This is a genomic window from Lysinibacillus fusiformis (assembly GCF_003049525.1).
GTDB classification, from domain to species: Bacteria; Bacillota; Bacilli; order Bacillales_A; family Planococcaceae; genus Lysinibacillus; species Lysinibacillus fusiformis.
The window spans coordinates 28,517-40,979 of record NZ_PYWL01000018.1; the positions used below are offsets into that span (position 1 = coordinate 28,517).

Below are 12,463 nucleotides of genomic sequence, written 5' to 3' on the forward strand. Positions count from 1 at the left end.
CTACCTTCCGTTTTTATTCTTCAATTTATAACCACAAGTGGGCAATATACTATGAAACATTGTGTATTACTAGAAGAAAGCTATCTATCAATGTTAGTAACACAGTTGAAACAATAATCATAACAAAGCTTTTTTTCGCCCATTTAGATTCCACTATATAATAGAAGAAACTCATAAAAACTACGAATACTAATGCATAAATCGGATTGATTAACATTGTGTTCCTCCTTAATTAATAATATTGTAGCGTTGATGTTTGACGATGGTACGATCACTGTGATACATCTCTCGATGTTTTTCTTTATAGTCTAGGATTGTAACGCAAACAGAATTTTCATATTGTTTTAAGACAATACCCTTCACTTTGACATTGAATATTTCATTTAGCCATTCAATTTCTTGACCTACTTCAGCTGGAACGATAATTATTGAACGCATTCTATTGCCTCCTATTATAACAGAACTCTGATATTTTTGAATAAAAAATGATTCTTATATGAATAATATTTCGATATTTGACTACAAGTGGTCATATAACCTATATTTAAACCACAAGTGGTTATTAAAGGTACTCAAATATATTTGTTTGTTCATAAATTGAGTCATTGAAAGAAATAAGCTCTCGATATTTTTCTGTAATGTCTGTTAAAGTTAGACCAGTCAATACCAGGACACCTACTACTGTGCTAAACCACAGTTTGCAATAGAAACGTGGCGCGAAATCATTATATAATTCTTTCGTAATATAATGGGAAAAGTCGGTATCAAAATCACAGAAATAATTAAAGCGTCCCTGACGGTCTAAAGAGCTTTCTAAAAATGATCTCCCATAGTTTAGGTAGCTGTCTTCTAATTTGATAGGTTTAGAGTATTTTAGTACATCGTTTACAAGTGTAATACAGTTTTTCATTACTATAAGTGCGTGATGTGTATTTCCAGTCTTTTTAAACTGGATTAAGGCATTATTTAATTCATGTAATCGAACAGAATTTCTTCTTGTATCAATTGGTGTTATGCTATGCAATTCTGATACTTTCATACGAACCTCTCCTTCCTATTATTGACCACAAGTGGTCGTTTAATAACCACTTGTGGTCAAAAATTAAACTAAACCTAATGTTTGGAACAAACTTTCATTTTCTTTCTCTACAGGAGTACTACTTTCTCCACCAAAAAGCGCGTCTAATGTTAATGCTCCATTGTTATTTGAGCTTGCTGATTCCTCATAGTTTTCAAATAAGTTACTAGAAGAAGATTGGATGCTTTCGGTTGCCACTTTATCTAGTTCAATCATTTGTTTAATGCGTTCCGCTGGTAAATCTAAACCAGCAAGCATTACATAGAAATATACAGGACGATTTTTCGCATCATTCTTCACATTCTCAAATTGCGTTGCACTGTATGTATGGAAGCTAACAGGTGACTCTGTAGCGTGTGGTGCAACTTCCAATAGCAAGTTTTCTAATTGATTTGTCATGACACCGTTAAATAGATTTTGTGCATCTTGTTCATGACATAATACGCTAATCGCTGCACGTTTGGTTTTTTTGAAATCATACCCACTAGACAGCACACCGTTTTCAATTTGCGTATGAAGATTCGTGATAAATTTTGCTTTCTGATTCTCCATGCTTTTTAGTGAGTCTAGTTCTTTAAATTCTTCTACTGTCATTTCCATTCGAGCAAAATGGAATACACCAGGTGTGCGAAGCATTTTACCTAATTCAGACGAATCAAAATTTGTTGATCCGTACACATCAAAATTTGCTGTGATGATATTTTTATCATGAATAGCCTTAGCTACATATTCGTTTGAAAACGCTAAGTATTCTTCTAAAGAAGCATTAGGGTTGCTCGTCATAAATTCTGTGAATAGCTTTTCATTGTCTACAGGAATTATTGGCCCTAGCTTATCCATTGCAGCATAGATTTTATTTAAACGTTTTAAGGCATTACTATTCACTGTAGAACGCTCGTTTTTGCGAGGTAATGTTAATATTAGCCCGAATGGTTTTCTCATCTCTAGACAAAGCCCAATAGCTTGAATGACTGCTCCTGTTCCTGAACCACCGCCTAAACCAGCTGAAATCCATATGAACTCTGTCTTTTCAAAGTTTGTTTTCATAAGATTTAAAATCTTGTCTTTGTTCTCCATGAAAATGTTTTCACCAATTGTAATATCTCGGCCAGCACCTTTTCCGTCACCAATTAGTTCTTTTTTAATTTTTGTATTGCTTGTTTTTACTTTGTCTAAATCCTGTTTATTTGTATTAACCAGTAATGCAGTATATGGATACTCGTTGTCACCAGCTGAAAGATCTGCACAAGCAGCTGCAATTGATGTACCGCCTAACCCTAAACCTAAGAAACCATATTTATAACTTAAATCCATTTTCGCCATATAAATCATTCTCCTTTTATTTTAAATTTTAAGACTTGCTCACCTAATTCAGTGATTTTATATAAACGAGCTTGGCCAATAATTTGTACATCAACCAAAGCTGCACCTTCCAACCGATACATAAAGTTGTCTAAGTAATGACGTGACTTGATTAGTTGCTTCTTGTCCTTGTTGTTCTTTTCTTTCTGATAATGTTCATTTGTTAGTTCCCACAAACGCTCTTTTGGAACGAATTGTTTTTCTAACAATAAGCTGGCTAGTAACCAACTTGATTCGTCTGTGAGTCTTTCGTGAAGTAGTTGAATGATATTTGCCATTCTAATCCACCGCCTTGTTTGATACTTACTGTTACAATAACTCTTACACTTACTATAAAGCAGAATACTGATTTAGTCAACAGAATTCTGATATTTATTTTAATTATTTAAAAGTTACTTTTAAAGTAAGTGTGATAGTTATATTGAAAGTTAAGAAGTCTAGCTGTATATGGGCTTTTTTATAATTAAAAGTTAGTGTAATAGTTACAGTTAAATTAACTATCACACTAACTTTCAAACAAATAAAAAGCTGACCACTAATGGTCAGCACTTTTAAATAGCGATCACGGAAAATACAGAATTAAAGTTTTGTTTCATATTAGAAAATTGTTCGATTTCGTTTTGAACGGCCTTAATAAGATTTTCTGTAGATTGGATGCCTGGCGTCCGATATTCTTTCGCTAAATAGATTAGTTGATCTAAACAAAGATCTACTTTACCAGCTGCGTATTGCTGCAATAAATCTAAGTCGGTTTTTAAAGACTGGATATATTCATCTAAAAATAAGTCACGTGAGGTTGGTTGGTCAGCAGTAGGGAGCATATTGATTGATTCAAGTCTTAAAAAGTCTACTAAAGGTATGTAATCAAATACATAGACCTTATCATTTTTCACAGGTATTACGATCCAATTGGCACTTAACGTCCATGTGATGATAACATTAAAATCGGTTTTAATTGCTTTTTCTACCGGTAAACTTGTATCAGCTAATTCCAGCAGATCATTAAAAACAAAGTCCTTATACGAATAGCCAGTTTCCTCAGAGTATTTAATTGAGCCTAAATCTTTTCTAGAAATATACATTAAAGTTCCACCTTCCTAATTTTTAAAATTATTTTATAAAGTGCCAAATTTGTAGAACAATTACTTTTTATGCAGTAAAGAATATTTACATGTTAGTATTATCTCATTTTTTTACCGTTTTTCTAGTAAAAAAGGTAAAAAAATATTAGTTAAACAGGTATAGATAAGATAGTGATATTTAGGTACTTTATATCAACATATTGTACTAATGGTGAAATTGAGTCAAACGAATAGGAACGTTTGTTCTCTTTTTTATCTATTGTAGACAATAAACTGAAAAAAATACAGCTTTTTTTATGGCAATATTTTGAACGAGGATAAATGGATTAATAAACTATTAAGTTTCGAGAATAATTTGCATTATCTTTAAAAGGGGTGTACAATTTATCAGTACTCTGATATATAATAGAGTGACAAAAAAAGTACGCAAAAGAAAATTAATCCTTTGCGTACATAAAAAATATGCTATACTTCTTAATAACTATTAACTTTATCAAGCGAATCTAGTAGATTACTAGTACTATACATAAAAATAACAAAATAAAAAAGAACACAAGCAGTGTGATTAGTGCGACCAACACTTTCTCACTGTTACACCATAATCAGACTATGGTACAACTCTTAAGCAAGGTTCTTTTTATTTCTTTTTCCTTAATCAGTTTTAATTATACCGATTTTTGAAAAAGGAATCAATAACTTTTGCCCAATTTCTCATGCTTTTTTAGAGATGTGTTGTATCATTCTATTTTTTAGATGGTACAGTGCATCTTTTTTGTTTTTGAGAAAGAGGGCTATTAATTTGAATATTCAGTCTATTTATGACTTTATTGTCAAAACAGGCTTAACTACTTTTAAAGTGAAGCATTCAAAGGCTGCTTTACCAGCACGTGTACAAGCTCAAAAATTAGATAAACAATCGAAGAAGGGTGCTATTTTTGCTGTGCGCGATAAATCGCATTTCCTTGAGACAAAGGTAAAGGGTTACATTATCACTTCTAAAGAAACGTTATTAGAGGATGCAGCGAATTTAACACATTTTACACCTAACGTTTATCGTACATTTGGCTATCAGGATGAAGAAAGACGCTTTATTTATGGTTTTGAAGAAAAAAATTTACTACAAATTAATACATTTGTAGTTGATATTGATACAGTAGCGTATAGCCGTGAGGATATTCTAATGGCTTGTATGGATGAATCTATTGGTTTACCAACTTTAATTGTCCGTAGTGATCGTGGCTATCAAGTATTTTTTGTATTGGATGAACCTCTATTTATTTCTAATAATCATAGTTTTAGAGGTCTAAAAGTTGCTAAACGCATTAGTGATAACCTTAAACGTAGTTTACAGTCAGTAGAAGCAGACCGTTTTTGCAATGACTTCGGTTTTTTCCGTATGCCAACAGAACAAAATATCGTGTTTTGTGACTTAAATAATACCTACACAATGAAACAATTTATTAATTGGTCTACGCAATGTGATAGCGATATTGAAAGACCTTTGTTTGTTGTGCCAACTAAAGGCACTCCAAAGGCTTCAGTAATGGAATCAGATTGGTTACAAGCATTAATTCAAGCAGTAGATGTAAAAGGCCAGAAAGGGCAAATAGGGCGAAATAACACGTTATTTACGCTTGCTTTAATATGCCTTCAAGAAGGTTGGTCAGAAGATCGTACATATGATTTTCTTGATGAATTTAACTCAAAACTATCACATCCATTAAAAGGTCGTAATGTGCAAACAATTATTCAATCTGCTTTTTCAGGGAAATATCACGGAGCAGCGAAAGAGTATGTAGAAGCATTATTAGACCTATATGTACCTGGTAAAAGCTTTGAAGTAAAACTTGGTGGGAATGGTTGGTATAAGTTTAAAAAGGCGCGTGAGGAACGTGAGCGTAGTCATTTTGACGAATGGGAACAAGACATTGAAAAGTATTTGACGGCTGAATACAACGTTTCAGAGCCGTTTGTTTGGCGTACACAAAAAGAAATTTGTGATAAAGTAGGAATTTCTTCCAGTACACTAAATGCATTAATGAAACGTTCTACTAAGGTAATTAAATTTGTCTCAGGGAAAGGCCGTTACAGTAAGACAGGCTGGACAACAGTTGCCCTGATGGTGAAGCATGTCTTATTTAGTACACAATTAAAAAAATCACTCTATAAGCAATATATCCATCAATTACAAGTTGAAGTTTTACCACTTTGTTTGAACAATGAAGCAATTGAATTATTCCAATCAAAACTAGCAATCTACTTATCACAAACCGTACCACTAGTAGGGGAAATTCGATTGGATGGCTCAGGCTAATTTAATACTCCACTCTGCCATTACATATTTCAAATTACATGCGCTTGAGTTCACAAGGGCTGTGTAATTAAAACCAGGTAATTCTTTAGTAAGGCTAGCTATAACTTATTTAGTAGATACATGTGACTACAAGTGGTCAATTGTATTATGTTTTTGTTGGAGAATAGAGCCCATAGCGGGAGGCGTTCCGCAGACCAGCTTGCTGGTTGAGGACTTTTAACATGGATTGAGTAGAGATTTTAATCATTTGTAGTTCTAGCTACAAGTGGTCAATCCTTAATTGTGGTATACGTACTCTTTTGATAGAATGATATTTAAAAGCAGCCACTTGTGGTTAGTAGGGGAGTGTGAGTTTGAATGGCTATAAAATTAACTCTAGGAAATGCTAAAGGGGGCGTGGGTAAAACTATTATTAGTAACTTATTAGCTTTTGGTTTGGCTGAGAAAGGTTATAAGGTATTGCTTGTCGATATTGATCCACAAGGAAATACTTCGATGATTAGTAATCTAAAATTTAAGTTATCTGAGCAACAACCGTATTTAATTGATGGATTGTTTTTAAAGAATTTAGGGCCTTGTGTACAGCAATTGAAGGAGAATTTATTTTTAATTGCTGGGGATGAACGTACCGTAGAGCTTGATAAACTGTTGCCTGCTAAGAATAAGGTTATGTATTTACGTAAGTATATTGAAGAAATAGAGGATGATTTTGATTTTATATTCTTTGACGTTCCACCAACAGCGTATTCGGTTTTCTTAAATAACGCGTTAGGGGCAAGTGATGGTTTTATTGTTTTAACAGAAGCAGCGAAGCAATCTTTTGATGGGATCAGTAAATTGTATAATGCAGCTGTGGCTGTTCAAGAGAAATTCAATCCTTCTCTAGATTTTTTAGGTGTGGTTATTAATCGTAGAGAAAAGGACGTTGCGAATTTTGGAATTCTAGAAGAAATGTTCCAGGTGTCTACAGATGATATGTTCTTTAAAACAATGATTCCTGCGCGGACACGTATTGGGAAGTATTCGGAACATGGGATATATAATTTTCCTAAGTCTGTAAATTCGATCAAGGGCTATGATAAATGGGATGTAGAAGTGAAGGATTGTATTAACGAATTAATTACTGAACTTTTAGAGCGTATTGGAGTGGAGAAGCTTGAGACAGTTAAGTCAAAAATTTAAGTCTGAGCAGAAAGTTAATGTGTTTGATGAAACAGAGGAAGAAACAACCTCAAGAAAAATTTATGCTGAAGATTATGAGTTGCTTCGTAAATGGGGTTTTCTTAAAAAAAAGAAACATAATGAAATGCTATTCGAAATAATAGATTTTGTTCGTCCTATATTAGTTGAGGGGCGCTATGATGAACTACCGTTTGTAGAACGGCCATACAAAGTAATGGATAGCCATAAGGCAGTGCGAATTATGGTTGATGACAATGATCTATTAGCGATTCATGCAAAGCGACAAAATATTTCGATGAAACGATTAATATCAAGTTGTATCAAGTATTACAAACAAGTTAAATTAGACGAGGAAACCCAGGGGAAATGATTCTCCTGGGTTTTTTTGTGTCTGGCTCATTCATTGGGATCGAACTCTGCCGAAATTACCATTCCAATTAACTCTATATCTTTTAAATCATTGATTATCAGAGGATGGATTTCGGAATTCTCAGCTTGTAAAGTCAAAGCATCACGTTGCAAGAAAACACGTCTAATATAAACGTTGTCTTGATAAATTAGAGCGTAAAGTTTGCCAGATTCAATATTATTTAAATTGTCGCTTTCTCCTAATTTTGTTTCAATTATTTTTATCAATACTTTAGAACCTTTGTTTATCTTTATATTTATCATACTATCATCGTTATAAATGAGATAAATATATTTACCAAATGGGATTTTATTGGCTGCAATCCATTCGTGATAAGCTTCATTTTTAATGGTATCCCAAACTTCAATTCGACTAAGAGGTTTTTCTGTATATATCTTTTTAAAACTGTCATTTAGTGTTCTGGTATATAAGCTCAAATCCTTAGGTATGTCAGGACGGTCTACAATCATTCGGTTAAATTTATTTGTTATAAAATCTAAACGATCTTCAATGGTAAGGTTTTTAAGATTTTCATAAATATCTTTTACTTGTTTCAATTGTTCTGGTTCGGCGCAAAACATAGCAATAATAGCTGTGTATGTGTCTATCTTGTCAACATAATTAGATATAAGTTCTTGAACTTCTTTAGGTGCTTTCTCTAAATATCCAGCAGTAATTAATTTGTCTGGATCACCTCCTAAAACTTCAGCTAAAGCTCTATTGACCTTTTCTGATGCAGGGGGTCTTGTACCATTTTTTAATTTACTTATATATGATCTATCAATAGGATGATTTTTCTCCTTCATTTGTATAGAAATTTCGCCTAAGCTCATGCTGCTCTCATATATATATTTTGAAAGTAAATCTGCATAATTCAAATCGGTCACTCTCCTTAATCATTAATAATAAAGAGTGTTGACACTAAATTCAATAGGTAGACAAGTAAGTCACAAATGACTGTTGACTTACTTGTCACTAGGTGGTACTATTTAGTCAACAGTCATTTGTGTGACTTTTTTGTCACTGGTGAAATAGAGAAGTAAGAAGTCACTACTTTTATCAATGAAAGGATGACAAGATATGAATATTCAAGAAAATATACAAAAAGTTCGAGCTGAATTAGTGGAATTCATTCAAGTATGCGGTGAGGATTTTGAAGACTCAAAGAAATTAACAGAGATTCTTCAGTCGTTGACTGATGGAGAAGTATTAGAGCTGTTCATACAATCCACGTTTGACAATGAGTGGCGAGGAGATTATATTGCTTCTTTATGTGCTAAAGTATAAAGAAGCTTTTAGGTACTTTAAGTGAAAAAAGTGTATATGTGCAGTGAGACCTTTGGGTGCTGCAAGCTCACCACCAATATAAAACATTACACCTTTTTTGTGCATTTTCGCACAAAAAATTAGACGTTGACTCACCAGCGTATATGGAGGCCATGGCACTCCGTAAGCACTGTACAAAGATGTTCGACTAATTTAGCTGTCACAGCTTATATATGTACGTATGCAGTGAGAGCCTTTCGACTAGATCTTGTTTGCTTTTTAAAGTTACAATTTTCAAACTTGTTTAATTCTGAAAAAAAAAACGGAGGCTCCGGCACTCCGTAAGCATTATACCCTAGTTGGAGGAATTATTTTCGCTGTTACAACATACCTGTGTACGTGTGCAGTGAGGTATCTATGGAATGAAGGAAATATGATTACAGACGTTACAACATACCTGAATGTGAAGTAAACATAAAAATACTAGTCCGTTCGCACTTATTAAGTTAAAGGAGGAGTGTTTTGAATGATAAAAATTGTAAAAACAATGAAGTATGAAATTAAGTATGATAAAGAGCTTTATAATCTCTTAAGCGACATACAACATGCTGTTTGGTTAATCAAAAATCGAGCTACAACAGCAGCTTATGATTGGCAACAATTCTCATTTGCCTACAATGAACGATTTGGCGAATATCCAAAAGAAAAGGACGTAATAGGGAAAACTTTAGCGCCAGATGTATACGGCTTTTTAAAAGAAATAGGCTCATTTGTATCATCTTCAATTGTAGATTCGGCTGTACAGGAAGCAATCACAAAGTTTAAAAACGATAAAGTGAAGATTTTGAAAGGCGAGCAGTCCATTCAAATTTACCGTCGTAATGGCTCATTCCCAATACGTGCCTCTCAATTAAAAGGTCTAACTAAGCTAGACAATAAAACATACAATGCGAAGCTATCTTTATTGTCAAATGAAGGTGCAAAAGAGCGTGATTGCAAAGGGCAATTCTTAGTAACGTTAGTTACAGGGAATGGTGCATACGAAATTTTGGATCGTGTTATTAATGGAGAGTACAAAATGTGTGATAGCCGTATCTATAAACGAAAAAATAAATTCTATCTTTTACTGACATATAAATTTGAAAAAGAAACCGATAAAGTGTTAGACGAAAATCGAATTATGGGTGTTGATATTGGAGTAGCTGTGCCAGCTGTACTGGCAATTAATGAAGATAAATTTTACCGCCAATATGTAGGGGATGCGAAAGAAGTAAGTGACTTTGTAGCGCAAATTAATGACCGCAAAAAACGTTTGCAACGTTCACGTAAATGGGCTGGTGAAGGTAGTCGTGGAAGTGGTCGAAAAAAGTTAATGAAGCCAGTAGATGCCATTTCTAACAAGATTCATAACTATCGGGAAACAAAAAATCATACATGGTCACGTTTTATAGTAAATGAAGCGCTGAAAAATGAATGTGGCACTATCCAAATAGAGGATTTGTCCGGCATATCAAAGGATAATGCCTTTTTAAAGGAATGGACGTTTTATAGTTTACAACAAAAAATCATAGACAAGGCCAAAGAGCATGGAATCCAGGTAGTGAAGGTGAAGCCGAATTATACATCTCAGCGCTGTAATAAATGCGGATTTATTCATAAAGACGTAAACAAAGAAATATGGAGACCAACACAATCCAGTTTTAAATGCCTAAATTGTGGGCATGAAACAAATGCAGACTTAAACGCTGCTCGTAATATTGCTATGAAGGATATTGAGAAAATTATTGTAGATCAATTGAATGTCCAGGAGCAACACCAAAAACATGCAGAGAAATATTTAGTCTGATGCTTGTAAATAAAAAAATATACGTCGACTCGCCGACGTAAACGGATGCTGCGGCTCTCCGTAAGCACATTTATTTTTTGCAGCGAGAGAAATCGTTGATTGGTTTATATTTCCACGACGGGTTATAACCTGTGTACGTATGTAGTGAGAGAAAAAATAACAGGGAAAAACCCCTGTTATTCATCTGATAAATCATCGAATAAAGGTGAATCGAAAAAATCTTTCATCGATATATTACAACCTTTACAAAATTTTTGAATGGTTGATACACGAGGATGCTTTGATTTTGCTCGCATTATTTCAGAAATGGTAGATTGGTTTATATTTCCTCGACGGATGATTTCATTCAGCGTTACATAGCGCTCATGAGCGAGTTCTTTCATTCGAATCGCAATGGCTTCATTAATACCCATAATTTTAAAATACCTCCGATAGTAAAATTTTTGAAATTTGAATAAGTATTCTGATATCAATACTTATTAATATACACAAAAAAAGCATTCAAAACACGTTTCAAAATCAAATACAGCCAAAAAAGAATACGTTTTCTATACTTTAAGTAAAATTGTAGAAATAAATATCAGTATTCTGTTGAGATAAACGATATTCTGATGTATAATGGGTTTATAAAATACTAATTTTTTCAAGAAAAAGGAGCGTTATAAATGAAGAAAATTAAAGGTCTATCAAAAATTGCATTAGTTGCTGGATTAAGTATTCCTATCCTATTGGGTAATCATGGTTCTGCAAGTGCAGCAGCTTTTAAAGATGTAAATTCAAATCATTGGGCGTATCAAAATGTAGAGAAAGTAGCAAGTCAGAAGTTAGTGACAGGGTATCAAGATGGCACATTCAAGCCGTCTAACAATGTAACTCGCGCTGAGTTTGCAACATTCTTGTCACGTATGTTTGATAGGAATGATCGTAAAAATGAGCTATTCACAGATGTTCCTGATACGCATTGGGCTAAAGATGCAATTGAGGAAGGCTTAGCTTTAGGCTTTATCCAGGAAAGCGATTTTAATAATGGTAAATTTGAGCCTAATAAAGCAATGACTCGACAAGAGATTGCTAAATGGTTAGCGAATGGTTTAAAAGTTACGAATGGCGAATACGACACGATTGCTAATGAAATTCAAAATGGAAAATACACATTATTACCTGTCGCCGAGTATTACAAAGGCGGATTAAGCAAGTCTGAGTATGGCAATGTTGGCTTAATGCTTGGTACAGGCATCATGAGTGGATTTGAAGATGGTTCATTTAAAACGAGTGGCAATACAACACGTGCCGAAGTTGCAACGATTCTAATCCGATTTAATGAAGCGATGAAGAAAAAACCAACAGACTTTAAAGGATTAAATGAGCTTGTCGAAGTGGCAACAACAGGAACGAATATGTTAGCGGCTACGAAATACACATATTGGGGTATCGATGCTAATAATTTCTCAAATGTGATTGGAAAACCGCATACATTTTCTAGAAATAATGCAGGTGTTGGTACTTTAGAGCGCATGATTTTTGTGGAAGGGACAACACAAGAAGAGGCTTTAAAGAACAGTATTTATGCAAAAATGTTTATTGGAAAAAATACTCGTTTAGCTCCTGATAAGGATTTAATAAATATGTATGTTGAAACAGGGTTCACTTCAAATCTTGATAAAACTACAATCGAAGCTTATACGAATGGGATTGTAAATTCCTTTACTGTTAACACAGGAATTCAAGATAAATCAGTGGTTAAAAATTATGGTCTAACATCACTGGACTATGAAAATTGGGGTGTGTTATTTAAAAAAGGGCAAAAAGTTAAATTTTGGACGGAATCATGGTTAGATTACACGAAGGGCTATCATAATGGCTTTACAACTGATGACAATTCAGAATTCACTTTACAATTGAAGTAATTGGAGGGGGAATAAGT

General features: G+C 33.7%; 14 protein-coding genes. 6 read left to right on the forward strand and 8 right to left on the reverse strand.

Annotated elements, in window-relative coordinates:
- Nucleotides 1–49: 49 nt before the first annotated feature.
- The 6 genes from C9J29_RS24450 to C9J29_RS22235 form a co-directional block, all read right to left on the reverse strand.
- A complete protein-coding gene (locus C9J29_RS24450; protein WP_170110038.1) occupies nt 50–217 on the reverse strand; it encodes a hypothetical protein in 168 nt (55 codons plus the stop codon).
- A gap of 11 nt (nt 218–228) precedes the next feature.
- The gene (locus tag C9J29_RS22215; protein ID WP_107922801.1) at nt 229–438 is read right to left on the reverse strand and encodes a DUF2187 family protein; all 210 of its coding nucleotides are present in this window, start codon (nt 436–438) and stop codon (nt 229–231) included.
- 124 nt (nt 439–562) lie between these two features.
- Nucleotides 563–1,039 (reverse strand): hypothetical protein, encoded by a 477-nt coding sequence (locus tag C9J29_RS22220; protein WP_107922802.1) that lies wholly within the window; start codon nt 1,037–1,039, stop codon nt 563–565.
- 63 nt (nt 1,040–1,102) lie between these two features.
- Nucleotides 1,103–2,401, reverse strand: a complete 1,299-nt coding sequence (locus C9J29_RS22225) for a plasmid replication protein (protein ID WP_170110039.1) — start codon at nt 2,399–2,401, stop codon at nt 1,103–1,105.
- Nucleotides 2,402–2,406: 5 nt separating this feature from the next.
- Nucleotides 2,407–2,718, reverse strand: a complete 312-nt coding sequence (locus tag C9J29_RS22230) for a hypothetical protein (protein ID WP_107922804.1) — start codon at nt 2,716–2,718, stop codon at nt 2,407–2,409.
- Between the two features lie 273 nt (nt 2,719–2,991).
- Nucleotides 2,992–3,522, reverse strand: a complete 531-nt coding sequence (locus tag C9J29_RS22235) for a hypothetical protein (RefSeq protein ID WP_107922805.1) — start codon at nt 3,520–3,522, stop codon at nt 2,992–2,994.
- Nucleotides 3,523–4,321: 799 nt separating this feature from the next.
- Between C9J29_RS22235 and C9J29_RS22240 the strand changes: the two genes are divergently transcribed.
- The 3 genes from C9J29_RS22240 (at nt 4,322) to C9J29_RS22250 (ending at nt 7,388) form a co-directional block, all read left to right on the forward strand.
- Complete coding sequence (locus C9J29_RS22240) at nt 4,322–5,836, forward strand: primase C-terminal domain-containing protein (RefSeq protein ID WP_170110040.1); 1,515 nt, start codon at nt 4,322–4,324, stop codon at nt 5,834–5,836.
- Nucleotides 5,837–6,193: 357 nt separating this feature from the next.
- Nucleotides 6,194–7,018: a ParA family protein gene (locus C9J29_RS22245; RefSeq protein WP_107922807.1), complete on the forward strand. Its 825-nt coding sequence runs from the start codon at nt 6,194–6,196 to the stop codon at nt 7,016–7,018.
- Nucleotides 6,993–7,388: a hypothetical protein gene (locus tag C9J29_RS22250; RefSeq protein WP_107922808.1), complete on the forward strand. Its 396-nt coding sequence runs from the start codon at nt 6,993–6,995 to the stop codon at nt 7,386–7,388. The genes C9J29_RS22245 and C9J29_RS22250 overlap by 26 nt, the downstream gene beginning before the upstream one ends.
- 26 nt (nt 7,389–7,414) lie before the next feature.
- Here the strand turns inward: C9J29_RS22250 and C9J29_RS22255 are convergent, their stop codons facing one another.
- Nucleotides 7,415–8,305 carry a LexA family transcriptional regulator gene (locus C9J29_RS22255; RefSeq protein WP_107922809.1) on the reverse strand — a complete coding sequence of 297 codons (891 nt, stop codon included), beginning with the start codon at nt 8,303–8,305 and terminating at the stop codon, nt 7,415–7,417.
- A gap of 202 nt (nt 8,306–8,507) precedes the next feature.
- Between C9J29_RS22255 and C9J29_RS22260 the strand changes: the two genes are divergently transcribed.
- Together C9J29_RS22260 and C9J29_RS24840 are read left to right on the forward strand one after the other, a co-directional pair.
- Complete coding sequence (locus tag C9J29_RS22260; RefSeq protein ID WP_107922810.1) at nt 8,508–8,714, forward strand: hypothetical protein; 207 nt, start codon at nt 8,508–8,510, stop codon at nt 8,712–8,714.
- 505 nt (nt 8,715–9,219) lie between these two features.
- The gene (locus tag C9J29_RS24840) at nt 9,220–10,539 is read left to right on the forward strand and encodes an RNA-guided endonuclease InsQ/TnpB family protein (RefSeq protein WP_237068907.1); all 1,320 of its coding nucleotides are present in this window, start codon (nt 9,220–9,222) and stop codon (nt 10,537–10,539) included.
- A 176-nt stretch (nt 10,540–10,715) separates the two neighbouring features.
- Here the strand turns inward: C9J29_RS24840 and C9J29_RS22270 are convergent, their stop codons facing one another.
- Nucleotides 10,716–10,952, reverse strand: a complete 237-nt coding sequence (locus C9J29_RS22270) for a helix-turn-helix domain-containing protein (protein WP_107922811.1) — start codon at nt 10,950–10,952, stop codon at nt 10,716–10,718.
- Nucleotides 10,953–11,204: 252 nt separating this feature from the next.
- On the opposite strand from C9J29_RS22270, the gene C9J29_RS22275 reads away from it, so the two are divergent.
- On the forward strand, nt 11,205–12,446 hold the full coding sequence (locus C9J29_RS22275; protein WP_107922812.1) for an S-layer homology domain-containing protein: 1,242 nt from the start codon (nt 11,205–11,207) through the stop codon (nt 12,444–12,446).
- Nucleotides 12,447–12,463 lie beyond the last annotated feature (17 nt).

Coding starts and splice junctions, on each gene's coding strand:
- C9J29_RS24450 (WP_170110038.1), bottom strand. CDS start 217: ATGTTAATCAATCCGATTTATGCATTAGTATTCGTAGTTTTTATGAGT.
- C9J29_RS22215 (WP_107922801.1), bottom strand. CDS start 438: ATGCGTTCAATAATTATCGTTCCAGCTGAAGTAGGTCAAGAAATTGAA.
- C9J29_RS22220 (WP_107922802.1), bottom strand. CDS start 1,039: ATGAAAGTATCAGAATTGCATAGCATAACACCAATTGATACAAGAAGA.
- C9J29_RS22225 (WP_170110039.1), bottom strand. CDS start 2,401: ATGGCGAAAATGGATTTAAGTTATAAATATGGTTTCTTAGGTTTAGGG.
- C9J29_RS22230 (WP_107922804.1), bottom strand. CDS start 2,718: ATGGCAAATATCATTCAACTACTTCACGAAAGACTCACAGACGAATCA.
- C9J29_RS22235 (WP_107922805.1), bottom strand. CDS start 3,522: ATGTATATTTCTAGAAAAGATTTAGGCTCAATTAAATACTCTGAGGAA.
- C9J29_RS22245 (WP_107922807.1), top strand. CDS start 6,194: ATGGCTATAAAATTAACTCTAGGAAATGCTAAAGGGGGCGTGGGTAAA.
- C9J29_RS22260 (WP_107922810.1), top strand. CDS start 8,508: ATGAATATTCAAGAAAATATACAAAAAGTTCGAGCTGAATTAGTGGAA.
- C9J29_RS24840 (WP_237068907.1), top strand. CDS start 9,220: ATGATAAAAATTGTAAAAACAATGAAGTATGAAATTAAGTATGATAAA.
- C9J29_RS22270 (WP_107922811.1), bottom strand. CDS start 10,952: ATGGGTATTAATGAAGCCATTGCGATTCGAATGAAAGAACTCGCTCAT.
- C9J29_RS22275 (WP_107922812.1), top strand. CDS start 11,205: ATGAAGAAAATTAAAGGTCTATCAAAAATTGCATTAGTTGCTGGATTA.